The organism is Enterobacter cloacae complex sp. 2024EL-00214 (assembly GCF_043945575.1).
Taxonomy (GTDB): domain Bacteria; phylum Pseudomonadota; class Gammaproteobacteria; order Enterobacterales; family Enterobacteriaceae; genus Enterobacter; species Enterobacter cloacae_P.
In genome coordinates, this window is sequence record NZ_JBIMRC010000005.1 from 148,873 (window position 1) to 170,990 (window position 22,118).

Sequence of the window (22,118 nt, forward strand, 5' to 3'; positions counted from 1 at the left end):
GCCAGCCAGCGATAAAAATGCATAAACGGGATGGAGTGACAGAATATCAATAGCTTACGATATGGAATTATTCACTGTTATTGCATAAAAAGTGAATATTTTTACGGTAAGCGGCGCTTTGCCGCATGAAAACAAGAAAGAGTATGCACAGGCCAAATATAATTCTGGAATTGTGATCGCTCGCGAAATTTATTGACCATTTACGCCCTGTAACAGGGCGAGACGCGTCAGAATGGTGCAAATATTGCACCGTTGACATTATCTGTTGCAGTTATTGGTCAATCCCCGTAACAGATGAAAGAAATTCTGCTACCATCCATGCACTATTCACCTTGCATTGGCAGCGACTATGAAATTTGTCTCTTTTAATATCAACGGCCTGCGTGCCCGCCCTCACCAGCTTGAAGCGATTGTTGAGCAACATCAGCCAGATGTGATCGGCCTGCAGGAGACAAAAGTTCACGACGATATGTTCCCCCTCGAAGAGGTGGCAAAACTGGGCTACAACGTCTTTTATCACGGGCAGAAAGGCCACTACGGTGTGGCGCTGCTGACTAAAGAAACGCCGGTTTCCGTACGTCGCGGTTTCCCGGGCGATGACGAAGAAGCCCAGCGCCGCATCATCATGGCCGAAGTGCCTTCTGCACTCGGAAATATCACGGTGATCAACGGCTATTTCCCACAAGGTGAGAGCCGTGACCATGAGACCAAATTCCCGGCTAAAGCCAGGTTTTACCAGGATCTGCAGGATTACCTGACAAGCGAACTGAAGAAAGAGAACCCGGTGCTGATCATGGGCGACATGAATATCAGCCCGAGCGATCTGGATATTGGTATTGGGGAAGAGAACCGTAAACGCTGGCTGCGCACCGGTAAATGCTCTTTCCTGCCGGAAGAACGCGAGTGGATGCAGCGTCTGCTGGGCTGGGGTCTGGTTGACACCTTCCGCACGGCTAACCCGGAAACGCAGGATCGCTTCTCATGGTTCGATTACCGCTCAAAAGGTTTTGATGACAACCGTGGCCTGCGTATAGACCTGCTTCTGGCCAGCTCGCCGCTGGCAGAACGCTGCATTGAAACCGGTATTGATTACGATATCCGCAGCATGGAAAAACCGTCTGACCACGCGCCAGTGTGGGCGAAATTCAAACTGTAACCCCGTGTGAACATTCAAAAATTACTCTTCCTGTGCGCCCTTTTGGGCGCATTTATTCTGGCGTTTGTGTTTCTTCCACCAGAGATGCTCTCCCTGGACGCCATCAAAACACACCAGCAAACGTTGCTCGCGCAGGTGGCACATTCACCACTGCAAAGCGCCCTGCTCTATTTTGCGGTGTATGTCGCGATTTCGGCGCTGTCGATCCCCGGAGCAGCAATCCTGACGCTGCTGGGAGGAGCCCTTTTCAGCCTGTGGGAAGGGACACTGCTGGTCTCGTTTGCCTCTACGCTGGGGGCGACGCTTGCTATGCTCGCCAGCCGCTATCTGCTGTGCGACTGGGTACAACAGCGCTTTGCTGCGCAGATGAAAACGGTCAATGCCGGAATGTCTCGCGACGGCGCGCGCTACCTTTTTGCCCTGCGCCTGATGCCTCTGTTTCCCTTTTTTCTGGTGAACCTGCTGATGGGGCTTACCCGTATTAGCGTGCGACGCTACTGGTGGGTGAGCCAGCTCGCCATGCTGCCCGCAACGGTTGTTTTTCTTAACGCCGGGCGAGAGCTGGGAAAACTGACATCGCTGCGCGATATTCTGTCGCCAGGTCTGGTATTCGCCTTTACACTACTGGGGTTATTGCCCCTGGCCACCCGGTGGCTGTTTTCTCATTGCACCCTTTCTTCGTTTAAAAAGTGAGGCATTATGCGCCGTGTGCGTTTTTGCGCGTTTCTGACAGGTCTGCTGCTGGCTGTCCCTGCATTTGCAGCAGACAGCTGGCAATCCATTCAACAACAAGCTAAAGGCCAGACCGTCTGGTTTAACGCCTGGGGTGGCGATCAGGCGGTAAACCGCTACCTGGACTGGGTCAGCGGCGAGATGAAAACGCACTACGCCATAAACCTCAAAATTGTCCACCTGGCCGATGCCGCCGATGCCGTAAAACGCATTCAGACGGAACATGATGCAGGACGAAACCACAACGGTTCAGTCGACCTGCTATGGGTCAACGGAGAAAATTTCCGCACGCTGAAAGAGGCGAATCTGTTGCAAACCCAGTGGGCACAGACCCTGCCGAACTGGCGGTACGTCGATACCCACAAACCGGTCACGGAAGATTTTGCCATCGCGACCGATGGCGCGGAATCTCCGTGGGGCGGCGCTCAGCTCACCTTTATCGCCCGCAAGGGAAGCATGCCAACGCCGCCGGATAATCCCCAGGCCTTGCTGGCCTGGGCGCAGCAACATCCGGGTAAAGTGAGCTACCCTCGCCCACCGGATTTTACCGGCACTGCGTTTCTGGAACAGTTACTCCTGAACCTCACCACCCAGCCTGAGGCGCTAAAACGCGCGCCTGATAACACATTTGCGCAAGTGACAGCCCCACTCTGGAACTACCTCGACAAACTGCACCCACTGCTGTGGCGCGAAGGGAAAGACTTCCCCCCTTCGCCTGCACGCATGGATACCCTGCTTGCCGCTGGAAACCTGGATCTGTCACTGACGTTTAACCCCGCACATGTGCAGCAAAAAGTGGTCAGCGGCGAGTTGCCTGCCGACAGCTACAGTTTCGGTTTTCGTGGCGGGATGATCGGTAACGTCCATTTTGTTGCCATTCCGGCCAATGCCAGTGCGAGCGCAGGTGCGAAAGTGGTCGCCAATTTCCTGCTTTCACCGCAGGCGCAGATCCGCAAAGCCAATCCGGCCATCTGGGGTGACCCAACCGTACTCGATCCCAAAACGCTGCCCGCCGTCGAGGCCAGGCAACTTAGCGCACATGCACCGGAAGGTTTACCGGTTGTTCTGCCGGAACCGCATGCCACCTGGGTTAACGCGCTGGAGCAGGAATGGTTTCGTCGTTACGGTACCCACTAAGCGTGCTCGTCTGGCTGGCGATGGCGGTCATTTATATACCGCTACTCCCCGCCGGAGCCATGTTGGTAACACCGGCATTGTCGCAGGCGAACTGGCAGTCGCTGGCTGACGATCCGCAGTTACCCCAGGCGCTCGCCGCCACGCTGGTGTCCGCGATAATTGCCACTCTGGGCGCACTCGTTATCGCCCTGTTTTTTATCACCGCGCTATGGCCTGGTGAACGCTGGCGTCGCCTGTGCAGCCATTTGCCCTGGTTACTGGCCGTTCCCCATGTTGCTTTCGCCACCAGCGTCTTGCTGACGTTTGCGGAGGGCGGCCTGTTTTATCAGGTCTGTACATTCTGCTCACCGCAGCTCGATCGTTACGGTATCGGGTTAGGGCTGACGCTTGCCGTCAAGGAGGGGGCTTTCGTGTTGTGGGCGATTTACGCCGTATTGCCTGAAACACGGCTGGCACAGCAAAATGTGGTTTTGCAGACTCTGGGCTACGGCCGCATTCAGAGGCTGTGCTGGCTGGTGCTTCCCACCATCGCCCCTGCGCTGGGTGCGGTCATGCTGGCAGTGCTCGCCTGGTCGCTTTCTGTTGTGGATATGGCCATTATCCTCGGGCCGGGAAATCCCCCCACGCTGGCGGTGCTGGCCTGGCAGTGGCTCAGCCAGGGAGATGCGCAGCAGCAGGCCAAAGGTATGCTGTTGTGTCTGGTTTTGCTCACACTCCTGGCCCTGCTGGCGGCGCTGGGTTATGGCGTCTGGAAAGCCTGGCGGCGTACGCTACCCGGTCTTTCCGGGATCCGCCACAGTTCAGCCCTCGTGGTGCCTGAAAAGACGCTGTCCTGGCTGCTCCCGGGTTGTGGGATCCTCTGTGCCATCGTGCTGCTCTTCCTGGCAAGGCATGAGGATGTCGCCCGTTCCTTCATCGCCACCAGCCTCGCGTTTGGTCTGCTCTCCAGCCTGCTGGCCCTTGCGCTGATCGTTATCTGGCTCGAATGGGGGCCACAGCGCGGTGCGCAGTGGGTCTGGCTGCCGCTCGCACTGCCTGCACTGCCGCTAGTCTCCGGGCAATATGTTGTCGCATTAACGCTTGGCATTGACGGGCACTTCACCGCCGTACTCTGGAGCCACCTGCTGTGGGTTGTACCGTGGATGTTGCTGGTACTGCAACCGGCATGGCGCAGGCTCGATCCCCGGCTGATCCTCACCGCCAGAACGTTGGGCTGGCGGCGCGCGAAGATCTTCTGGTTGCTGAAATGCCCCTTACTGGTACGCCCGGCGCTGCTGGCCTTTGCAACCGGATTTTCCGTCAGTATGGCGCAATACATGCCCACGCTCTGGCTGGGTGCGGGGCGGTTTGCCACACTGAACACCGAAACCGTGGCGCTCAGTAGCGGGGGCAGCATCCCGGTTCTGGCTCAGCGTGCGCTGGGGCTATTGCTCGTAACGGGTATCATTTTTGGCATTGCTGCGCTGTTGTCCCGGCTTGCGGGCCGTTACCGACGAGGATTACGTTAATGCTGAAGGTAAAAGATCTCACCATTGAGCCGCTGTTCCGGCAGGTCAATTTTTGTGTGCCACGCGGGGAAATTGTGACCCTGATGGGGCCTTCCGGCAGCGGGAAATCTACCCTTTTTTCCTGGATGGTCGGGGCGCTGTCTGCCGACTTTCAGGCGCATGGCGAACTGTGGATTGACGATCGGCGCTGCGATGGTCTCCCCGTGGAACAGCGCGGCTTAGGTATTCTCTTTCAGGACGCCCTGCTGTTCGATCATTTCAGCGTCGGGCAGAACCTGATGCTCGCCCTCCCGCCGCAGATTGCCGGGCGCTTTCGCCAGGAAACGGTGGAACAGGCGTTATACTCTGCCGGGCTGGCAAACCACTATGCCAGCGATCCTGCGACGCTTTCCGGCGGGGAGCGCGCCCGGGTAAGCCTGCTGCGCGCCCTGCTTGCAGAGCCGCAGGCGTTATTGCTGGATGAACCCTTCAGCCGTCTGGATAAAGCGCTACGCGCGTCGTTTCGGGAATGGGTGTTTGAGGCAGTGCGCGCACGCCCTGTTCCGGTGGTGCTGGTTACCCATGACGACGAAGATATTCCGCCAGGTGGAGAGGTGATTGAGCTTTCTCGCTGGCAATAATGTGCTAACGCAATGTTTTCTGTCTCAGGAGAGACGACAATGCCCGCCTCACTCACTGACGTCAGGTTTTTCGATGAAACGTGTTTCTCAACTGACCGCGCTGGCCATGCTCTGCGGCCTCGCCTCTTTTTCCTCTCTGGCGGCTGATATGCCCCATTCCCTTACGCTGGCTCAACTCCAGGAACAGCACGGTGCGACGATAGACACCCGTGCCAGTGCGTTTTATAACGGCTGGCCGCAAACGCTCAACGGGACATCCGGGCATGAGCCAGCCGCGCTCAACCTTTCCGCCTCATGGCTTGCCGCAATGAGCGATGACCAGATTAGCGCCTGGGCAAAGCAGCATCAGCTTACACCCGCAATGACGATCGCCCTCTACGGCAGCGAAGCCGATAATCAGGCCGTTAAATCACGTCTGGAAAAAGCCGGGTATGCCCACGTTTCGGTTCTCAGCGATGCGCTGCAAACCCCTGCGCGTTTACAGCGCCTGCCGCACTTTGAGCAACTCGTCTACCCGCAGTGGCTCCATCAGTTACAGCAAGGTAAACCGGTGAATGCCGCTCCGGCTGGCGACTGGAAAGTCATTGAAGCCGCCTGGGGGGCACCAAAGTTCTACCTGCTGAACCACATTCCCGGCGCAGACTATATCGATACCAATGAAGTAGAAAGCGAGCCGCTGTGGAATAAAGTCTCCGACGACAAGCTGAAAGCGATGCTGGCGAAGCACGGTATCCGTCATGACACCACCGTCATTTTGTATGGTCGTGACGTCTATGCCGCCGCCCGTGTGGCGCAGATCATGCTCTACGCCGGAGTGAAAGATGTCCGCATTCTCGATGGCGGCTGGAAAGCATGGTCAGACGCAAGCCTGCCGGTTGAACGCGGCACGCCAGGAAACGTGAAACCCGCCCCTGATTTTGGTGCGCCGATCCCTGGACAGCCGCAGTTGATGGTGGATATGGAACAGGCTCGTGGGATGCTGCATCGCCAGGATGCCTCACTGGTCAGCATCCGCTCATGGCCGGAATTCATTGGTGAAACCAGCGGCTATAGCTACATCAAGCCAAAAGGAGAGATTGCCGGTGCCCGCTGGGGTCACGCGGGCAGCGATGCCACCCACATGGAAGATTTCCATAACCCGGATGGCACCATGCGCAGTGCCGACGATATTGCCGCCATGTGGAAAACGTGGAACATTCTGCCGGAGCAGCACGTTGCGTTCTACTGTGGTACCGGCTGGCGTGCGTCAGAAACCTTTATGTACGCGCGTGCAATGGGCTGGAAAAACGTCGCCGTCTATGACGGTGGCTGGTACGAATGGAGCAGTCACCCGCAAAACCCGGTCTCCACCGGTGAACGCGGGCCAGACAGTTCTCACTGACGGGTAAGTGACTTCAGCGTCACATAACCGCTCCAGATGCGCGTTGTGGTGGTCAGCCAGCACAACGCGCCAAATAGCCACGCAAACAGCGTGAAGTGTGCCGGAAACAGACAGCACAACACAAACAGCGCGATCGTCTCCGTCCCCTCCGTTAACCCGCCGATGTAATAAAACGACTTGTGCGCATAGCCCGGGTTATCAATATTGTGCTTCGCGGCCAGCGCGGCAAAGGCCAGAAAGCTGCTGCCGGTACCGATAAACGCGCACAACAGCCAGGCGGCGGCCAGCGCATTCTCCGCAGGAGCGGCCAGAGCAAAACCAAACGGCACCAGGGCATAGAACAGAAAATCGAGCGCGATATCAAGAAATCCTCCGGCGTCCGTTAACCCTCTGCGTCGCGCCAGCGCACCGTCCAGACCATCCAGCACACGGTTCAACACAATGGCCGCCAGCGCAGCCGGATACCAGCCAAGCGCCAGAAACGGCAGCGCCAGCACGCCGAAGATAAACCCGGTGAGCGTGAGTTTATCGGGTGAAATCGCGGGTTTGTCCAGTAAGGCTGCCAGCCGGTTAAGCATGGGTTTCACGCGCGGATGCAGATGTCGGTCAAGCATGTGGTTTCTCATTAAACGTGGCGCACAACCCCTGAGCAGGAATGTCCAGAGCGGCATTAAAGCGGGCGGAAAGGTTCTGAAACGCAATCAACGCCGTCATTTCGGTAATGGCTTCATCGGTGAAATGGCGCTTAATCTCCATTTTGACCGTTGCATCCACCTGTGGCGGTGTGGCGGTGACGGCCTCGGCATACGCCAGCGCAGCCCGCTCCTCCTCACTGAATAACCCGGAATCACGCCAGCCACTGACGGCCTGCACCTTATCCAGCGCCCCTGAGCGCTCGGCAAGGCGTAAGCTGTTGGCATCAATACAGAATGCACAGTGACAAATCTGCGATACCCGGGTCATCAGCAGCGAGCGTAGCACCGGCGTGAGGCGCGCATTACGCCGCTCCAGGAAACCAACGAACAGCGCCACCAGCCAGAAAAGACGCGGCATACGTCCCCACCAGCGCGTGGGATTAAGCACTGCACCAAAGTGTTTTTTCTGCATAACGGCAATCGGCTTTAAACTGGCCGGGAGGGTTTTAAGGGGGGCTACCCAGGTGGATGTCTCTTTCACTTGCTTCTCCTGATGACTGGACTCCTGGAAAGGGCAAGATACTATGTTGTTTTTCATTATCACTTATTGACGACCATGCTGAAAACACTCGATGTCGTTGCGGCAATCATCGAAAAAGACGACAAAATTTTACTGGCACAGCGCCCTGAGCATGCCGATCAACCCGGTATGTGGGAATTTCCGGGTGGAAAAGTCGAAGCGGGAGAAACTCAGCCCGACGCGCTCAGACGCGAGCTACAGGAGGAGCTGGGCATCTGCGCCCGGCCTGAGCGCTACGTCGCAAGCCACCAGCGGGAAGTGTCGCAGCGGCTTATTCATCTGCACGCATGGCTCGTACCCACGTTTAGCGGAGAGCTGACAGCGCACTACCACCGTGCGCTGGTGTGGTGTACGCCCGAAGAGGCGTTTACCTACGACTTAGCCCCGGCGGATATTCCGCTGCTGGAAGCGTTTATTCTTTTACGCGACGCCAGACCAGCGGATTAGTGCTAATGGCATGTTCATCGCGCTGGCACTGTAACAAGACGCCGTCCGCTTTTACCACGGCACCTTCCGAATAGTTCTGATCCTGATAAATACAGCACTGGTTGCAGGGCTGTGTATTTTGCCCGCCGGAGCTAAACACCTCCGGCGGCACATTCACTTCCACACCCGGTCGAATGCGGTCAGCCTGAGCGCCTGCAGTAAACATCAAACATAACGCGGTCATCACGTAACGGTTCATAGAGTTATCTTCCTGTTGTCTCCTGATAATGAATATAACGGTAAACCGGGGCGGAACCTTTAATTTATCTCGTCATCGCTTTTTGTTATGACACAAGCCGTGAGATGAATTTCCCTTTCGGCACACATTTTTGCTTGCTTCACAAAGCAGTACGGGTGGTATAGTCAAAAAAACAACACAAATCGCATAAACAACATCCCAACATAATTATAAGAGGTTCTTATATCTATGGATCAGACACGCTCTCTGGAAAGTTTCCTTACTCACGTTCAACAGCGCGATCCGCATCAAAGCGAGTTTGCGCAGGCCGTTCGTGAAGTCATGACCACCCTGTGGCCTTTTCTTGAAGAAAACCCGCGTTATCGTCAAATGTCACTCCTTGAGCGTCTGGTGGAGCCTGAACGCGTGATCCAGTTCCGCGTGGCATGGGTAGACGATAGCAACCAGGTACAGGTAAACCGCGCGTGGCGCGTGCAGTTTAACTCCGCCATTGGTCCGTTTAAGGGCGGTATGCGTTTTCACCCTTCCGTGAACCTGTCGATCCTGAAATTCCTCGGTTTTGAGCAGACGTTTAAAAATGCGCTCACTACCCTGCCAATGGGCGGCGGTAAAGGCGGCAGCGACTTCGATCCGAAAGGGAAAAGTGAAGGCGAAGTCATGCGCTTCTGCCAGGCGCTGGTCACCGAACTGTATCGCCACCTCGGGCCGGACACCGATGTCCCTGCAGGGGATATCGGCGTTGGCGGTCGTGAAGTGGGCTTTATGGCCGGGATGATGAAAAAACTCTCCAACAACAGCGCCTGCGTCTTTACTGGCAAAGGGCTTTCCTTCGGCGGGAGCCTGATTCGCCCGGAAGCGACGGGTTATGGTCTGGTTTATTTCACTGAAGCCATGCTCAAACGTCACGGATTAGGTTTCGAAGGAATGCGCGTGGCGGTGTCAGGTTCCGGCAATGTGGCGCAATACGCCATTGAGAAAGCGATGCAGTTTGGCGCGCGCGTGGTCACCGCCTCTGACTCCAGCGGCACGGTAGTGGACGAAGCAGGCTTCACGGTGGAGAAACTGGCACGTCTGTGCGAAATCAAAGCCAGCCGGGATGGTCGCGTCGCAGATTATGCCCGCGAGTTCGGGCTGACTTATCTGGAAGGCAAACAGCCGTGGTCGGTACCGGTAGATATCGCCCTGCCGTGCGCCACCCAGAACGAACTGAACGTGGATGCTGCCCGAACCCTTATTGCCAACGGCGTGAAGGCGGTGGCGGAAGGCGCAAACATGCCGACGACCATTGAAGCAACCGATCTGTTCCTGGAAGCAGGCGTGCTATTTGCACCGGGTAAAGCGGCAAATGCAGGCGGCGTGGCAACATCGGGGCTGGAGATGGCGCAAAACGCCGCGCGTCTTGGCTGGAAGGCGGAGAAAGTGGATGCACGCCTGCACCATATCATGCTGGATATTCACCATTCCTGCGTGGAGTATGGCGGTGAAGCGTCGCAGACCAACTATGTACGCGGTGCGAATATCGCCGGGTTCGTGAAGGTGGCAGATGCCATGATTGGGCAAGGGGTGATTTAGAGTAATGGCCGTGCGGCCGGGGTGCCCTCACCCACAGGGCTGAGGGTTCCCCACAAATTACAGGTTGGCACAGAATCCCCCTCTCCCTTGAGGGAGAGGGAGAAAACCGGGCGGATCAGGCCGCGCTCTTTTTCTTTTTGAACGGTTTCTTCGCACCGCCACCCGGTGCAACCATCCCTCTGAACTGCTTCACCGGCGTACTGCGCGCCTGGTTAATCAGCTCATACAACGTTCCCACCAGCGGCTGCATAAAGTCCTGATAGCGGCACTGTTTTTCACTGATTTGCGTCAGCACCGATTCCCAGTGCGCCGTCATGTCCGGCCTTGCGGCCAGTTCTGGCAGCGAGTGAATTAATGCCCGGCCCGGCTCCGTCGAGTGGATATAGCGCCCTTTTTTCTCCAGAAAACCGCGCTTAAACAGTAATTCGATGATCCCCGCACGCGTCGCTTCGGTGCCCAGCCCGTCCGTTGCACGCAGGATCTTCTTCAGATCTTTATCCTGCACAAAACGGGCGATCCCGGTCATGGCCGAGAGCAGCGTCGCATCGGTGAAATGGCGCGGCGGCTGGGTCTGACGCTCCACCACTTCACCTTTTTCACACAGCAGTTCGTCATCTTTGGCAACCACCGGCAACGGTGTACCGTCGTTCTCTTCGTCACGCTCTTTGTTGCCAAGCAGTGTGCGCCAGCCCGCTTCCGCGAGGAAACGCGCTTTGGCGACAAACTTGCCCTTAGCGATTTCCAGCTCAATGACACACTTGCGGAACACTGCATCGGGGCAGAACTGCATCAGATACTGACGGGCAACGAGGTTGTAAACCTTTGATTCGTTCTCGGTCAGGTTGACGTTGCTGGTGCGCGCCGTCGGGATGATGGCATGGTGGGCATCCACCTTTTTATCGTCCCAGCAGCGGTTATGGGTGTCCGGGTTTACGGCAGGCTGCGGCAGCAGATCCGGCGCGTGTACGCCTATGGCGTTCATTACCGCGTGGCGTCCGGCAAAATGCTCTTCCGGCAGATAACGGCTATCCGAACGCGGATAGGTAATCAGCTTATGGGTTTCATAGAGCTTCTGGCAAATGTCCAGCACGTTCTGCGCACTCAGACCAAAGCGTTTGGCGGCCTCAATCTGCAACGCGGAAAGGGAAAACGGCAGCGGTGCGGGTTCTGATTCCCGTTTATCGTTATAGCTGGTGACAATAGCGGGCTGGCCGGTGATCCGGTTGACCACGTGCTCCGCCAGCGGGCGGTGCAGCAGTCGCCCCTCTTCATCCTGGTACGATTCACAGGCATCGCTCGGCTGCCAGACGGCGGTAAAGCGTTCGTCTTTTGGCGTGACGATATGCGCTTTAACTTCGAAGAAATCTTTGGCGACGAAATTCTCAATCTCTTCGTCACGACGTACCACCAGCCCCAGTACCGGGGTCTGTACGCGCCCAACGGAGAGCACACCCTGATACCCCGCATTGCGCCCCAGAATAGTGTAGGCACGGGTCATGTTGATGCCGTACAGCCAGTCAGCCCTGGCACGCGCCAGCGCGGAGACGCACAGCGGGATAAACTCGCTGTTGGCGCGCAGGCGGGAAATTGCGCGCTCGACGGCCTGCGGATTGAGGTCGTTAATCAGACAGCGCTGAACCTGCTGGCGCTTTTCAGGTGCCAGTTCCAGATAATCCAGCACTTCATCAACCAGCAACTGCCCTTCTCTGTCCGGGTCACCCGCGTGGATGACTTCCGACGCCTCATGCAGGAAGCGCTTAATGACGTTGAGCTGTTTGGTGACGGAGGGCCGGGGCTGCAAGCGCCACTTTTCCGGCACGATGGGCAAATCGTTCAGGTTCCAGCGGGCATAGCGGCTGTCATAGACATCCGGCTGTGCCTGCTCAAGCAGGTGACCAATACACCAGGTGACCACCTGCCCGTTACCGCATTCGATAAAGCCGTCACCCTTGCGATGCGGTTTAGGCAGTACATCGGCGATAGCACGGGCCAGGCTTGGCTTTTCGGCAATAAACAACCGCATCGAATTAACGGATCTCAATCATCGGGCGGCCACCGCGTGCGGTTACCAGCTCACCGATGGCCGTCAGGGTGATGCCGAATTCAGCGGCAGTCGCCTGAACCTCTGCTTCTGACTCTGGCGTTACTGCCAGCAGCAGACCGCCGGAGGTTTGCGGGTCACAAAGCAGGTTGCGCCACGCTTCCGGCATATCGCCCATCAGGTGACCATAGCTGGCAAAGTTACGCTGGGTGCCACCCGGTACCGCGCCCTGGGTAATGTACTCTTCCACACCAGGCAGTTTTGGCACGTCCTGATACCAGACCTGCGCCTGCACGCCAGCCCCCTGACATACCTCGCTCAGGTGGCCCAGCAGACCAAAGCCAGTCACGTCGGTCATCGCCTTCACGCCGTCAATATTGGCGAAAGCGGCTCCGGCCAGGTTCATCTGGCACATCACCTCTGTCGCCAGACCAACGTGTTCTGGCTTGAGCAGCGATTTCTTTTCTGCGGTGGTGAGGACACCAATGCCCAGCGGCTTGGTGAGGAACAGTTTGCAGCCTGCCTGGGCGGTGCTGTTACGCTTCACTCGCTCGGTTGGCACGATGCCCGTCACGGCCAGGCCGAAGATCGGTTCCGGCGCATCGATAGAGTGACCACCAGCCAGTGCAATCCCCGCCTGCTGGCAGGCAAAGCGGCCGCCTTCAATTACGTCGCGGGCAATTTCCGGTGGAATGGTGTTGATCGGCCAGCCCAGAATGGCAATCGCCATGATTGGCTTGCCACCCATCGCGAAAATATCGCTGATGGCGTTAGTCGCCGCAATGCGCCCGAAATCAAACGGGTTGTCGACAATCGGCATAAAGAAGTCAGTGGTACTGATAATGCTGGTGCCGTTACCTAAGTCATAAACCGCTGCATCGTCACGCGTTTCATTACCGACAAGCAGGTTCGGGTCGACAAACTTCGCCTGTTCACTGTGCAGGATGGTTTCCAGCACTTTCGGGGAAATTTTACAACCGCAACCGGCTCCGTGGCTGTATTGCGTTAAACGAATGGTTTGCTCGCTCATGGACATCTCCTGTCATTGCAATCGCGCTATGGTAGCGCTCATTCCATAAAGAGGTAAGTATGACTGTCTGAATTCTGCGGCAGATGCTCAGAATCCAGACAGTTTAGCGCGCGTTATCAGAAACGGCTGACGAAAGGGGTAGTATCCGGCACATTTATCGTGCTGGAGGCTTTAAGCTGAGGGGTGCCAAGATAGAGGAAACCGACGATTTTGTCGTGTTCACCGCAAGAGAAGCCATCGCGAACAAACGGGCTTTCGGTCAGCGCGCCTGTACGCCAGATACCGTTAAAGCCCTGTGCAACAGCGGCCATTTGCATCGCCATTACCGCACAGCCTGCGGACATCTCCTGTTCCCAGACCGGTACTTTGTGTTCAGCCTGACACTTTGCCACCACGGCAATGATCATCGGCGCACGAAATGGCGCGCTGCGGGCTTTCTCAATGCCCTTCTCATCCTGACCCGCAGCAACCGCACCTTCCGCCAGCAAGTGACTGAAGCGATCGCGGCCTTCGCCTTCAATAATAAAGAAATGCCACGGCTGAAGCGTGCCATGATCCGGTGCGCGCATACCGGCACGCACAATGTTTTCCAGCTGCTCGCCCGCAGGTGCAGGATCGACCAGACGTGAAGCGCTACGGCGGTTAACAAGCAGTGTAAGAGCGTCCATTAATTAACTCCTGTCTTGAAATTTGCTCACAAAATTAACACGACGGCAGATTTTGTTACAGCGCGGCAGGCGATTCCTGCTGACAAGTGACGGTTGGGTCATTACGATAACCCCACATTACCGTCCAGTGGCGACGGAACAGTCATTTTCTGGTTAGGGAGAATACATGCGAACCCTTTGGCGTATCTTTGCCGGTTTCTTTAAATGGACGTGGCGGTTGCTCAACTTCGTTCGTGAACTGGTGATGAATTTGTTTTTCATCTTCCTGGTTCTGGTTTGCGCAGGTCTCTGGATGCACCTCAGCAGCACAAACCAGGCGCAGCATTCGACGCGCGGGGCCCTGTTACTCGATATTACCGGGGTCATCGTCGATAAGCCCTCCACCAGCAATCGTCTGGGGGTGATTGGCCGCCAGCTGTTTGGTGCAACCTCAGACCGCCTGCAGGAAAACTCCCTGTTCGATATCGTCGATACCATTCGTCAGGCAAAAGATGACCGTAACATTACGGGTATCGTGCTGGATCTGAAAAATTTTGCCGGGGGTGACCAGCCTTCAATGCAGTACATTGGTAAAGCGCTGCGCGAATTCCGCGACAGCGGTAAACCGGTGATTGCGGTAGGTGATAGCTACAGCCAGGGTCAATATTATCTGGCCAGCTTTGCCAATAAAATCTGGCTTTCCCCACAGGGTGAAGTCGATCTGCATGGTTTTGCGACGAACGGGCTTTACTATAAATCCCTGCTCGACAAGCTGAAAGTCACCACCCACGTTTTCCGCGTCGGTACCTATAAATCCGCCGTTGAACCGTTTATCCGTGATGATATGTCCCCTGCCGCCCGTGAAGCAGACAGCCGCTGGATTGGTGAGCTGTGGCAGAACTATCTGGGCACGGTCGCTGCTAACCGTCAAATCACCGCTGAACAGGTCTTCCCAGGTGCACAGGGCATGCTGGATGGCCTGCGCAAAGTTGACGGTGATACGGCGAAATATGCCCTCGATAACAAACTGGTCGATGCGCTGGGTTCGAGTGCAGATATCGAGAAATCCCTGACGAAACAGTTTGGCTGGAGCAAAGAGGATAAAAATTACAGCGCCATCAGCATGTACGATTACACGACGAAAAAACCGGATAACAGTGGTGACAGCGTCGCGGTGGTTATTGCTAATGGAGCCATCATGGACGGTCAGGAGACACCAGGGAACGTTGGCGGTGATACCACCGCATCGCAAATCCGTGATGCCCGCCTTGATCCGAAAGTGAAAGCGATTGTCCTGCGCGTGAACAGCCCTGGTGGCAGCGTCAGCGCCTCCGAGGTGATCCGTGCAGAGCTGGCCGCCGCGCGCGCCGCAGGTAAGCCGGTGGTCGTGTCGATGGGCGGAATGGCTGCATCCGGGGGGTACTGGATCTCTACCCCTGCAAACTACATTGTGGCGAACCCAAGTACCCTGACCGGCTCGATTGGTATCTTCGGGGTGATCAACACCGTGGAAAACAGCCTTGATTACCTGGGCGTGCATACCGATGGCGTTTCCACCTCACCGCTGGCCGATGTCTCTGTGACGAAATCTCTGCCACCGGAAGTGTCGGAAATGATGCAGCTCAGTATCGAGAACGGCTATAAGCGCTTCATCACGCTGGTTGCGGACTCCCGTAAAAAAACGCCGCAGCAGATCGATGAAATCGCTCAGGGTCACGTCTGGACCGGGCAGGATGCGAAGAACAACGGTCTGGTGGACAGTCTGGGTGACTTTGATGACGCGGTGAAGAAAGCCGCCGAACTGGCGAAACTCAAGCAGTGGCATGTGGACTATTACCAGGATGAACCGTCGTTCTTTGACCTGGTGATAGACAGCATGTCCGGCTCTGCTCGCGCCATGTTGCCGGAGGCACTGCAGGCCTATCTGCCTGCGCCTGTCGCCACGGCGGCAAAAGCGATAAAAGCGGAAAGTGACAAGCTCGCCGCGTTTAACGACCCGCAAAACCGTTACGCGTTTTGTCTGACCTGCGGCTCCGTCCGTTAAAATCCGTCCCCTCTTCCCGTGAAGAGGGGATTTTTTTCTTTGAAGCACAAGAACTCACTATCATGCAGAAGAAATCGATTTATGTCGCGTATACCGGCGGTACCATCGGTATGCAGCGTTCTGAGAATGGTTATATTCCTGTCTCCGGCCACCTGCAGCGTCAGCTTGCGCTGATGCCTGAATTCCATCGTCAGGAAATGCCTGACTTTACGATCCACGAATATGAGCCGCTGATGGACTCCTCCGACATGACGCCAGAAGACTGGCAGCATATCGCGGATGATATTAAAGCCCATTATGACCAGTACGACGGTTTCGTGATCCTGCACGGCACCGACACGATGGCGTTTACCGCCTCAGCGCTCTCGTTCATGCTGGAAAATCTGAGTAAACCCGTCATCGTGACTGGCTCACAAATTCCGCTGGCAGAGCTGCGCTCTGATGGGCAGATCAATCTGCTTAACTCCCTGTATGTGGCCGCGAATTACCCGATTAACGAAGTGTCGCTGTTCTTCAACAATCGTCTGTATCGCGGTAACCGTACCACCAAAGCCCACGCCGATGGTTTTGACGCCTTTGCCTCGCCAAACCTCCAGCCCCTGCTGGAAGCGGGGATCCATATTCGTCGTCTGGGCACACCTCCTGCACCAAACAGTGCAGGCGAGCTGATTGTTCACCCGATCACCCCGCAGCCAATTGGTGTCGTGACGATTTACCCGGGGATCTCTGCCGATGTCGTGCGTAACTTCCTGCGCCAGCCGGTAAAAGCGCTGATCCTGCGCTCCTACGGTGTGGGCAATGCCCCGCAGAACGGTGAATTCCTGAAAGAGCTGCAGGAAGCAAGCGAACGTGGGATCGTGGTGGTTAACCTGACCCAGTGTATGTCGGGCAAGGTTAATATGGGCGGTTATGCCACCGGTAACGCGCTGGCACATGCGGGTGTTATCAGCGGCTTCGATATGACCGTCGAGGCAACGCTGACTAAACTTCATTATTTACTGAGTCAGAACCTGGACATCCAGTCCATTCGCAGCGCAATGATGCAAAACCTGCGCGGTGAACTGACCCCGGACGAATAAGGAGACCTCATGAAGCAACGCGCTCTGTTACTGGTCGATTTGCAAAATGATTTCTGTGCAGGCGGCGCGCTGGCCGTGGCGGAAGGCGATAGCACCATTGATGTGGCTAATTCGCTAATCGCCTGGTGTAAAACGCGTGGTGACGCCGTTGTGGCAAGCCAGGACTGGCACCCCGCCAGCCACGGTAGCTTTGCCAGCCAGCACGGCGTTAAACCCTACAGCCAGGGGGAGCTCGATGGTCTGGCGCAAACCTTCTGGCCCGATCACTGCATACAGCAGACCGAAGGCGCAGAGCTGCATCCGCTGCTGAATCAGAAGGCCATTGACGCGGTGTTTCACAAGGGGGAAAACCCGGCTATCGACAGCTACAGCGCGTTTTTTGATAACGGACATCGTCAAAAAACGGCGCTGGACGCGTGGTTACGCCATCACGAAATCACCGAACTGATTGTGCTGGGGCTGGCAACGGACTATTGCGTGAAATTCACCGTGCTGGATGCACTTCAGCTTGGTTACAACGTAAATGTCATCACCGACGGCTGCCGTGGTGTGAATATTCACCCCCAGGACAGTGCTCAGGCGTTTATGGATATGGCCGCAGAGGGTGCGACACTGTATACGCTGGAAGACTGGCTGGAGACACAACCGTAAGCCTTTTCGCCGGGGGCAGCAACGCCTGCCCCGGTAAAACCCTCCCCCCTCGATCTCCCATAAAGTGAACTCCCTCGCATCACCAGCGAAGCGGCAATGCTATTCTTTTCTGGCTGTTTTTTTCGCCACGCCTTTTCCGTGGCGTGGTTAATTTTATTAAGTCAAAGAGGAAGTTATATGAAACGTTTGCCATTGCTGGCAGCATTACCCTTGCTTTGCGCGTCAGTTGCCTCCGCCAGCTCCATGATGTCTGTGGGCTACTTTAACGGAGGTGGCGATGTCACTGCGGGGCCTGGTGGTGACATCAATAAACTCGACGTTCGCCAGATTACCCACCTGAACTACTCATTTGGTCTGGTCTATAACAATGAGAAAGACGAAACCAACGCCGCGCTGAAAGATCCGGCAAAACTGCATCAAATCTGGCTATCGCCAAAAGTCACGTCCGACCTCGCGTTAATCCCTGCCCTGCGTAAACAAAATCCGAACCTCAAAGTGCTGCTTTCCGTTGGTGGCTGGGGGGCACGTGGTTTCTCCGGTGCAGCGGCCAGCAAAGAGACGCGCGCGGTGTTTATCCGCTCTGCGCAGGAGATCGTCGATAAATACGGCCTGGACGGAATCGATCTCGACTGGGAGTATCCGGTGAATGGCGCATGGGGGCTTGTCGCAAGCCAGCCTGCCGATCGGGATAATTTCACCGCACTGCTGAAGGAGATGCGCGATGCATTCGGGCATAAAAAGCTGGTCACCATTGCGGTGGGGGCAAATGCGGAAAGTCCGAAAAGCTGGGTGGATGTAAAGGCGATCGCCCCGCTGCTCGACTATATCAACCTGATGACCTACGACATGGCCTACGGTACCCAGTACTTCAACGCCAACCTCTATGACTCCAGCGCCTGGCCAACGGTCGCCGCCGCCGATAAATACAGTGTCGACTTTGTGGTTAACAACTACCTGGCCGCCGGGCTGAAGCCACAGCAGATGAACCTTGGGATCGGTTTCTATGGCCGCGTCCCGAAACGCTCCGTGGAGCCAGGGGTTGACTGGTCGAAACCGGATGCGCAAAAAAATCCAGTGACGCAGCCCTACTTCGGCCCTCAGGAGACAGGTTTGTTCAAATCACTCGGCTATGACCTGACCAAAGATACCTACGTGAAGTACAACGATATCGTGAAGAAGCTACTGAACGATCCGCAGAAGCGCTTTACCGAACACTGGGACGATCAGGCGAAAGTGCCGTGGTTGTCGGTGAATTCCGCAGACGGTAAGGCGTTGTTTGCCCTTTCCTACGAAAACCCACGTTCCGTTGCCATCAAAGCGGACTATATCAAGGAGAAAGGTCTCGCCGGGGCGATGTTCTGGGAGTACGGCGCGGATGACGAAAACCAGCTAGCGAAACAGCTGGCAGAATCGCTGGGGATTAAACACTAGAGCATATTGTGCCGGGTAGCGACTGCGCTTACCCGGCCTACTCACGCGACCGCTATTTGAAGGTCGCAATTGGCTTTGGCGTAATACCAAAATCTTCTTTTAGCTCGCGCTTACTCTTCATCACCATCTGACCTTGAGTGTCGATAGTCATGTGCTGGGCATCCGTGTTGTGACGGGCCTGCCACAGCATCACCAGTTGCAGGCTGTTCTCTTTTTGCTCCGGGGTGAGTGCCACGCCATCCGGCCATTTTCCCAGTTCAACCGCCGTCACCAGACGCTGATAAATCTCCGGTGTCATACCGCTAACCATGTCATCAATATTCATGATTTCTCCCTTTCAAAGGAATAATTTGCTGAATCGTTTTTTCAGCCTTTGGTCTGATCGCCATTTTCATCATCAGTGAAGCTCATTGATGCTGAATTCACGCAGAAACGCTCCCCTGTTGGCTGTGGGCCATCCGGGAATACATGCCCGAGATGCGCGTCACAGTTACCACAGCGGATTTCAGTGCGCTGCATACCGTGCGACATGTCACTCAGATAGCGGATCGCGTCATCGCTCACCGGCTCATAAAAGCTCGGCCAGCCACAGCCAGAATCATACTTTGTCTGCGAATTGAACAGCGGTGCATCACACACCAGACAGTGATAGACGCCGTCTCGCTTATTGTGCAGCAAACGCCCGGTAAATGGCGGTTCAGTACCGTGATTCTGCGTCACATAAAACTGCATTTCTGTGAGGTTTTTTTTCAGATCGTCGGGGTTACGTTGGTTCGACATATACTTACATCTCGCAGTAGAAACAGACAACTTTCGCCCAGATTCTAACAAAACATTAACACCACCGCGTGCACTTTTGTTCTAAACTTATGTGTCGCGAAAAGGCGGTCAGGCAATTGTGATCTGCTTCACATTTTTATCCTGAGAGGCCTTTAAAATTCCGGGCGCAGCCCCCATGTGGTTGCTAGCTCAAAGGGAAAGTGAGGCGAGTCAGTCGCACAAACGTTAGTCACAGGATTGATTTGTCGCAATGATTGACACGATTCCGCTTGACGCTGCGTAAGGTTTTTGTAATTTTACAGGCAACCTTTTATTCACTAACAAATAGCTGGTGGAATATATGACTATCAAAGTAGGTATCAACGGTTTTGGCCGTATTGGCCGTATTGTTTTCCGTGCTGCTCAGAAACGTTCTGACATCGAAATCGTTGGTATCAACGATCTCCTGGACGCTGAATACATGGCGTACATGCTGAAGTACGACTCAACTCACGGTCGTTTCGACGGCACCGTTGAAGTGAAAGACGGCCACCTGGTTGTTAACGGCAAAACCATCCGCGTTACTGCTGAAAAAGACCCAGCTAACCTGAAATGGAACGAAATCGGTGTTGACGTTGTTGCTGAAGCAACCGGTATCTTCCTGACCGACGAAACTGCACGTAAACACATCACTGCGGGTGCGAAGAAAGTTGTTCTGACTGGTCCTTCCAAAGACAACACCCCAATGTTCGTTCGTGGTGCAAACTTCGAAACTTATGCTGGCCAGGACATCGTTTCTAACGCATCCTGCACCACCAACTGCCTGGCACCGCTGGCTAAAGTTATCAACGACAACTTCGGCATCATCGAAGGTCTGATGACTACCGTTCACGCGACCACCGCTACTCAGAAAACCGTTGACGGCCCGTCTCACAAAGACTGGCGTGGCGGCCGTGGCGCGGCTCAGAACATCATCCCATCCTCTACCGGTGCTGCTAAAGCAGTAGGTAAAGTACTGCCAGAACTGAATGGCAAACTGACTGGTATGGCGTTCCGCGTTCCAACTCCTAACGTATCCGTTGTTGACCTGACCGTTCGTCTGGAAAAAGCTGCTTCTTATGAAGAAATTAAGAAAGCAATCAAAGCTGCTTCCGAAGGCGCAATGAAAGGCGTTCTGGGCTACACCGAAGACGACGTTGTTTCTACCGATTTCAACGGCGAAATCTGCACTTCCGTGTTCGATGCTAAAGCTGGTATCGCACTGAACGACAACTTCGTTAAACTGGTTTCCTGGTACGACAACGAAACTGGCTACTCTAACAAAGTACTGGACCTGATCGCTCACATCTCCAAATAAGTTGAGATGAGATTCTGATCCAAAAAGGCGACTTCGGTCGCCTTTTTTATTTTCTAAGACAGAGGATTGCTTAATGATTAATAAAATTTTTGCACTTCCGGTAGTCGAACAACTTACCCCTGTGCTCTCCCTCCGTCAGATTGACGGTGCCGATATTATCGTCGTTGACCATCCACGCGTAAAAGCCTCCGTGGCCCTGAATGGCGCTCATCTGCTCTCCTGGAAACCAGAAGGTGAAAAGGAAGGTCTGTGGTTGAGCAATGCCACCTCCTTCAAAAAAGGCGCAGCAATCCGCGGTGGTGTACCGATCTGCTGGCCGTGGTTCGGCCCGGCAGCACAACAGGGTCTGCCTGCTCACGGGTTTGCCCGTAACCAGCAGTGGACGCTGAAAGCACATAATGAAGACGATCACAACGTGGTGCTGACCTTCGAGCTTCAGGCCAATGATGACACCCGTAAACTCTGGCCGCACGATTTCACCTTGTATGCCCGCTTCAAGCTGGGCAAGACCTGTGAAATTGAACTGGAAGCGCACGGTGAGTTTGAAACCACGTCTGCCCTGCACACCTATTTCAACGTGGGTGATATCAACGCGGTAAAAGTGAGCGGTCTTGGTGATACCTTTATCGACAAAGTGGATAACGCAAAAGAAGGGAAACTGAGCGACGGTGTACAGACCTTCCCTGACCGCACCGACCGCGTTTATCTGCACCCGGAAGCGTGCAGCGTGATCCACGACAGTGCCCTGAACCGTGGTATCGAAGTGGTTCACCATCACCACAGCAACGTGGTGGGCTGGAACCCTGGCCCTGCGCTCTCCATCAGCATGGCTGACGTCCCAGACGACGGTTACAAGACGTTTGTCTGTGTGGAAACCGCGTGTGTCAGTACACCGCAGAAAGCGAGCGCTGAGAAGCCATCTCGTTTAGGACAGACGATTAGCATTGTTAAACGCTGATCGCATTTCCCTCTCCCGTGTTGGGTGAGAGGAAAAGAACTGCGCAACCAGGCACCAACATAAAGCAAACGGGGCGTAAACGCCCCGTTATGATGCACGGATTGCACTACAAGAG

At 55.4% G+C, this 22,118-nt stretch carries 22 protein-coding genes; 14 read left to right on the forward strand and 8 right to left on the reverse strand.

Annotated elements, in window-relative coordinates:
- The first annotated feature begins 349 nt into the window (after nucleotides 1-349).
- From xthA to ACHHZ6_RS07860, 6 genes are all read left to right on the forward strand, one after another.
- The gene (xthA, locus tag ACHHZ6_RS07835; RefSeq protein WP_182271135.1) at nucleotides 350-1,156 is read left to right on the forward strand and encodes an exodeoxyribonuclease III; all 807 of its coding nucleotides are present in this window, start codon (nucleotides 350-352) and stop codon (nucleotides 1,154-1,156) included.
- Nucleotides 1,157-1,162: 6 nt separating this feature from the next.
- Nucleotides 1,163-1,849 carry a TVP38/TMEM64 family protein gene (locus ACHHZ6_RS07840; RefSeq protein WP_182271134.1) on the forward strand — a complete coding sequence of 229 codons (687 nt, stop codon included), beginning with the start codon at nucleotides 1,163-1,165 and terminating at the stop codon, nucleotides 1,847-1,849.
- Nucleotides 1,850-1,864: 15 nt separating this feature from the next.
- Nucleotides 1,865-3,025: an ABC transporter substrate-binding protein gene (locus ACHHZ6_RS07845; protein WP_395122087.1), complete on the forward strand. Its 1,161-nt coding sequence runs from the start codon at nucleotides 1,865-1,867 to the stop codon at nucleotides 3,023-3,025.
- A complete protein-coding gene (locus ACHHZ6_RS07850) occupies nucleotides 2,998-4,533 on the forward strand; it encodes a thiamine ABC transporter permease (RefSeq protein ID WP_395122064.1) in 1,536 nt (511 codons plus the stop codon). Before ACHHZ6_RS07845 ends, ACHHZ6_RS07850 begins: the two co-directional genes overlap by 28 nt.
- On the forward strand, nucleotides 4,533-5,153 hold the full coding sequence (locus ACHHZ6_RS07855; protein WP_395122065.1) for an ATP-binding cassette domain-containing protein: 621 nt from the start codon (nucleotides 4,533-4,535) through the stop codon (nucleotides 5,151-5,153). The genes ACHHZ6_RS07850 and ACHHZ6_RS07855 overlap by 1 nt, the downstream gene beginning before the upstream one ends.
- Before the next feature lie 73 nt (nucleotides 5,154-5,226).
- The gene (locus tag ACHHZ6_RS07860) at nucleotides 5,227-6,534 is read left to right on the forward strand and encodes a sulfurtransferase (RefSeq protein WP_182271131.1); all 1,308 of its coding nucleotides are present in this window, start codon (nucleotides 5,227-5,229) and stop codon (nucleotides 6,532-6,534) included.
- Here the strand turns inward: ACHHZ6_RS07860 and ACHHZ6_RS07865 are convergent.
- Together ACHHZ6_RS07865 and ACHHZ6_RS07870 are read right to left on the reverse strand one after the other, a co-directional pair.
- The gene (locus ACHHZ6_RS07865; protein ID WP_395122066.1) at nucleotides 6,528-7,148 is read right to left on the reverse strand and encodes a CDP-alcohol phosphatidyltransferase family protein; all 621 of its coding nucleotides are present in this window, start codon (nucleotides 7,146-7,148) and stop codon (nucleotides 6,528-6,530) included. The two genes, ACHHZ6_RS07860 and ACHHZ6_RS07865, sit on opposite strands and share 7 nt — an antisense overlap.
- Nucleotides 7,141-7,710, reverse strand: a complete 570-nt coding sequence (locus tag ACHHZ6_RS07870) for a carboxymuconolactone decarboxylase family protein (RefSeq protein WP_182271129.1) — start codon at nucleotides 7,708-7,710, stop codon at nucleotides 7,141-7,143. Before ACHHZ6_RS07870 ends, ACHHZ6_RS07865 begins: the two co-directional genes overlap by 8 nt.
- A 75-nt stretch (nucleotides 7,711-7,785) precedes the next feature.
- On the opposite strand from ACHHZ6_RS07870, the gene ACHHZ6_RS07875 reads away from it, so the two are divergent.
- A complete protein-coding gene (locus tag ACHHZ6_RS07875) occupies nucleotides 7,786-8,196 on the forward strand; it encodes a pyrimidine (deoxy)nucleoside triphosphate diphosphatase (RefSeq protein WP_269475507.1) in 411 nt (136 codons plus the stop codon).
- Here ACHHZ6_RS07875 and ACHHZ6_RS07880 read toward each other — a convergent pair.
- Nucleotides 8,162-8,434 (reverse strand): YnjH family protein, encoded by a 273-nt coding sequence (locus tag ACHHZ6_RS07880; RefSeq protein WP_182271128.1) that lies wholly within the window; start codon nucleotides 8,432-8,434, stop codon nucleotides 8,162-8,164. The two genes, ACHHZ6_RS07875 and ACHHZ6_RS07880, sit on opposite strands and share 35 nt — an antisense overlap.
- A 228-nt stretch (nucleotides 8,435-8,662) precedes the next feature.
- Here ACHHZ6_RS07880 and gdhA point away from each other — a divergent pair, with 228 nt between their 5' ends.
- Nucleotides 8,663-10,006, forward strand: coding sequence for an NADP-specific glutamate dehydrogenase (gene gdhA / locus ACHHZ6_RS07885; protein WP_182918588.1), 1,344 nt, complete (start codon nucleotides 8,663-8,665; stop codon nucleotides 10,004-10,006).
- A gap of 115 nt (nucleotides 10,007-10,121) precedes the next feature.
- Here the strand turns inward: gdhA and ACHHZ6_RS07890 are convergent, their stop codons facing one another.
- The 3 genes from ACHHZ6_RS07890 to ACHHZ6_RS07900 all read right to left on the reverse strand — a co-directional run bounded on the left by ACHHZ6_RS07890 (nucleotide 10,122) and on the right by ACHHZ6_RS07900 (nucleotide 13,745).
- On the reverse strand, nucleotides 10,122-12,029 hold the full coding sequence (locus tag ACHHZ6_RS07890) for a DNA topoisomerase III (protein WP_182920044.1): 1,908 nt from the start codon (nucleotides 12,027-12,029) through the stop codon (nucleotides 10,122-10,124).
- A gap of 4 nt (nucleotides 12,030-12,033) precedes the next feature.
- Entirely contained in the window at nucleotides 12,034-13,077 is a 1,044-nt protein-coding gene (gene selD, locus ACHHZ6_RS07895; RefSeq protein WP_182271126.1) for a selenide, water dikinase SelD, read from the reverse strand.
- A 116-nt stretch (nucleotides 13,078-13,193) separates the two neighbouring features.
- A complete protein-coding gene (locus ACHHZ6_RS07900; protein ID WP_182918590.1) occupies nucleotides 13,194-13,745 on the reverse strand; it encodes an NAD(P)H nitroreductase in 552 nt (183 codons plus the stop codon).
- Between the two features lie 166 nt (nucleotides 13,746-13,911).
- On the opposite strand from ACHHZ6_RS07900, the gene sppA reads away from it, so the two are divergent.
- From sppA to ACHHZ6_RS07920, 4 genes are all read left to right on the forward strand, one after another.
- Nucleotides 13,912-15,768: a signal peptide peptidase SppA gene (gene sppA / locus ACHHZ6_RS07905; protein ID WP_196391171.1), complete on the forward strand. Its 1,857-nt coding sequence runs from the start codon at nucleotides 13,912-13,914 to the stop codon at nucleotides 15,766-15,768.
- A gap of 62 nt (nucleotides 15,769-15,830) precedes the next feature.
- Nucleotides 15,831-16,847, forward strand: coding sequence for an asparaginase (gene ansA / locus ACHHZ6_RS07910; RefSeq protein WP_182271123.1), 1,017 nt, complete (start codon nucleotides 15,831-15,833; stop codon nucleotides 16,845-16,847).
- A 9-nt stretch (nucleotides 16,848-16,856) separates the two neighbouring features.
- Nucleotides 16,857-17,498 carry a bifunctional nicotinamidase/pyrazinamidase gene (pncA, locus tag ACHHZ6_RS07915; RefSeq protein WP_182271122.1) on the forward strand — a complete coding sequence of 214 codons (642 nt, stop codon included), beginning with the start codon at nucleotides 16,857-16,859 and terminating at the stop codon, nucleotides 17,496-17,498.
- A 177-nt stretch (nucleotides 17,499-17,675) separates the two neighbouring features.
- Nucleotides 17,676-18,929: a glycoside hydrolase family 18 protein gene (locus ACHHZ6_RS07920; protein ID WP_182271121.1), complete on the forward strand. Its 1,254-nt coding sequence runs from the start codon at nucleotides 17,676-17,678 to the stop codon at nucleotides 18,927-18,929.
- A gap of 52 nt (nucleotides 18,930-18,981) precedes the next feature.
- Here ACHHZ6_RS07920 and ACHHZ6_RS07925 read toward each other — a convergent pair whose 3' ends face one another.
- Entirely contained in the window at nucleotides 18,982-19,254 is a 273-nt protein-coding gene (locus tag ACHHZ6_RS07925; protein WP_182918593.1) for a YeaC family protein, read from the reverse strand.
- A gap of 41 nt (nucleotides 19,255-19,295) precedes the next feature.
- The gene (gene msrB / locus ACHHZ6_RS07930; RefSeq protein WP_182271119.1) at nucleotides 19,296-19,709 is read right to left on the reverse strand and encodes a peptide-methionine (R)-S-oxide reductase MsrB; all 414 of its coding nucleotides are present in this window, start codon (nucleotides 19,707-19,709) and stop codon (nucleotides 19,296-19,298) included.
- Nucleotides 19,710-20,049: 340 nt separating this feature from the next.
- Between msrB and gapA the strand changes: the two genes are divergently transcribed.
- Both gapA and ACHHZ6_RS07940 read left to right on the forward strand, forming a co-directional pair.
- Entirely contained in the window at nucleotides 20,050-21,045 is a 996-nt protein-coding gene (gene gapA / locus ACHHZ6_RS07935; protein ID WP_023311257.1) for a glyceraldehyde-3-phosphate dehydrogenase, read from the forward strand.
- Between the two features lie 73 nt (nucleotides 21,046-21,118).
- On the forward strand, nucleotides 21,119-22,003 hold the full coding sequence (locus ACHHZ6_RS07940) for a D-hexose-6-phosphate mutarotase (protein WP_395122067.1): 885 nt from the start codon (nucleotides 21,119-21,121) through the stop codon (nucleotides 22,001-22,003).
- The last annotated feature ends 115 nt before the right edge of the window (nucleotides 22,004-22,118 follow it).

Excerpts from the sequence above, each read along its gene's own strand:
- xthA (WP_182271135.1), top strand. The coding sequence starts at position 350 with ATGAAATTTGTCTCTTTTAATATCAACGGCCTGCGTGCCCGCCCTCAC.
- ACHHZ6_RS07850 (WP_395122064.1), top strand. The coding sequence starts at position 2,998 with ATGGTTTCGTCGTTACGGTACCCACTAAGCGTGCTCGTCTGGCTGGCG.
- ACHHZ6_RS07855 (WP_395122065.1), top strand. The coding sequence starts at position 4,533 with ATGCTGAAGGTAAAAGATCTCACCATTGAGCCGCTGTTCCGGCAGGTC.
- ACHHZ6_RS07860 (WP_182271131.1), top strand. The coding sequence starts at position 5,227 with ATGAAACGTGTTTCTCAACTGACCGCGCTGGCCATGCTCTGCGGCCTC.
- ACHHZ6_RS07865 (WP_395122066.1), bottom strand. The coding sequence starts at position 7,148 with ATGCTTGACCGACATCTGCATCCGCGCGTGAAACCCATGCTTAACCGG.
- ACHHZ6_RS07875 (WP_269475507.1), top strand. The coding sequence starts at position 7,786 with ATGCTGAAAACACTCGATGTCGTTGCGGCAATCATCGAAAAAGACGAC.
- ACHHZ6_RS07880 (WP_182271128.1), bottom strand. The coding sequence starts at position 8,434 with ATGAACCGTTACGTGATGACCGCGTTATGTTTGATGTTTACTGCAGGC.
- gdhA (WP_182918588.1), top strand. The coding sequence starts at position 8,663 with ATGGATCAGACACGCTCTCTGGAAAGTTTCCTTACTCACGTTCAACAG.
- ACHHZ6_RS07890 (WP_182920044.1), bottom strand. The coding sequence starts at position 12,029 with ATGCGGTTGTTTATTGCCGAAAAGCCAAGCCTGGCCCGTGCTATCGCC.
- selD (WP_182271126.1), bottom strand. The coding sequence starts at position 13,077 with ATGAGCGAGCAAACCATTCGTTTAACGCAATACAGCCACGGAGCCGGT.
- ACHHZ6_RS07900 (WP_182918590.1), bottom strand. The coding sequence starts at position 13,745 with ATGGACGCTCTTACACTGCTTGTTAACCGCCGTAGCGCTTCACGTCTG.
- sppA (WP_196391171.1), top strand. The coding sequence starts at position 13,912 with ATGCGAACCCTTTGGCGTATCTTTGCCGGTTTCTTTAAATGGACGTGG.
- ansA (WP_182271123.1), top strand. The coding sequence starts at position 15,831 with ATGCAGAAGAAATCGATTTATGTCGCGTATACCGGCGGTACCATCGGT.
- pncA (WP_182271122.1), top strand. The coding sequence starts at position 16,857 with ATGAAGCAACGCGCTCTGTTACTGGTCGATTTGCAAAATGATTTCTGT.
- ACHHZ6_RS07920 (WP_182271121.1), top strand. The coding sequence starts at position 17,676 with ATGAAACGTTTGCCATTGCTGGCAGCATTACCCTTGCTTTGCGCGTCA.
- ACHHZ6_RS07925 (WP_182918593.1), bottom strand. The coding sequence starts at position 19,254 with ATGAATATTGATGACATGGTTAGCGGTATGACACCGGAGATTTATCAG.
- msrB (WP_182271119.1), bottom strand. The coding sequence starts at position 19,709 with ATGTCGAACCAACGTAACCCCGACGATCTGAAAAAAAACCTCACAGAA.
- gapA (WP_023311257.1), top strand. The coding sequence starts at position 20,050 with ATGACTATCAAAGTAGGTATCAACGGTTTTGGCCGTATTGGCCGTATT.
- ACHHZ6_RS07940 (WP_395122067.1), top strand. The coding sequence starts at position 21,119 with ATGATTAATAAAATTTTTGCACTTCCGGTAGTCGAACAACTTACCCCT.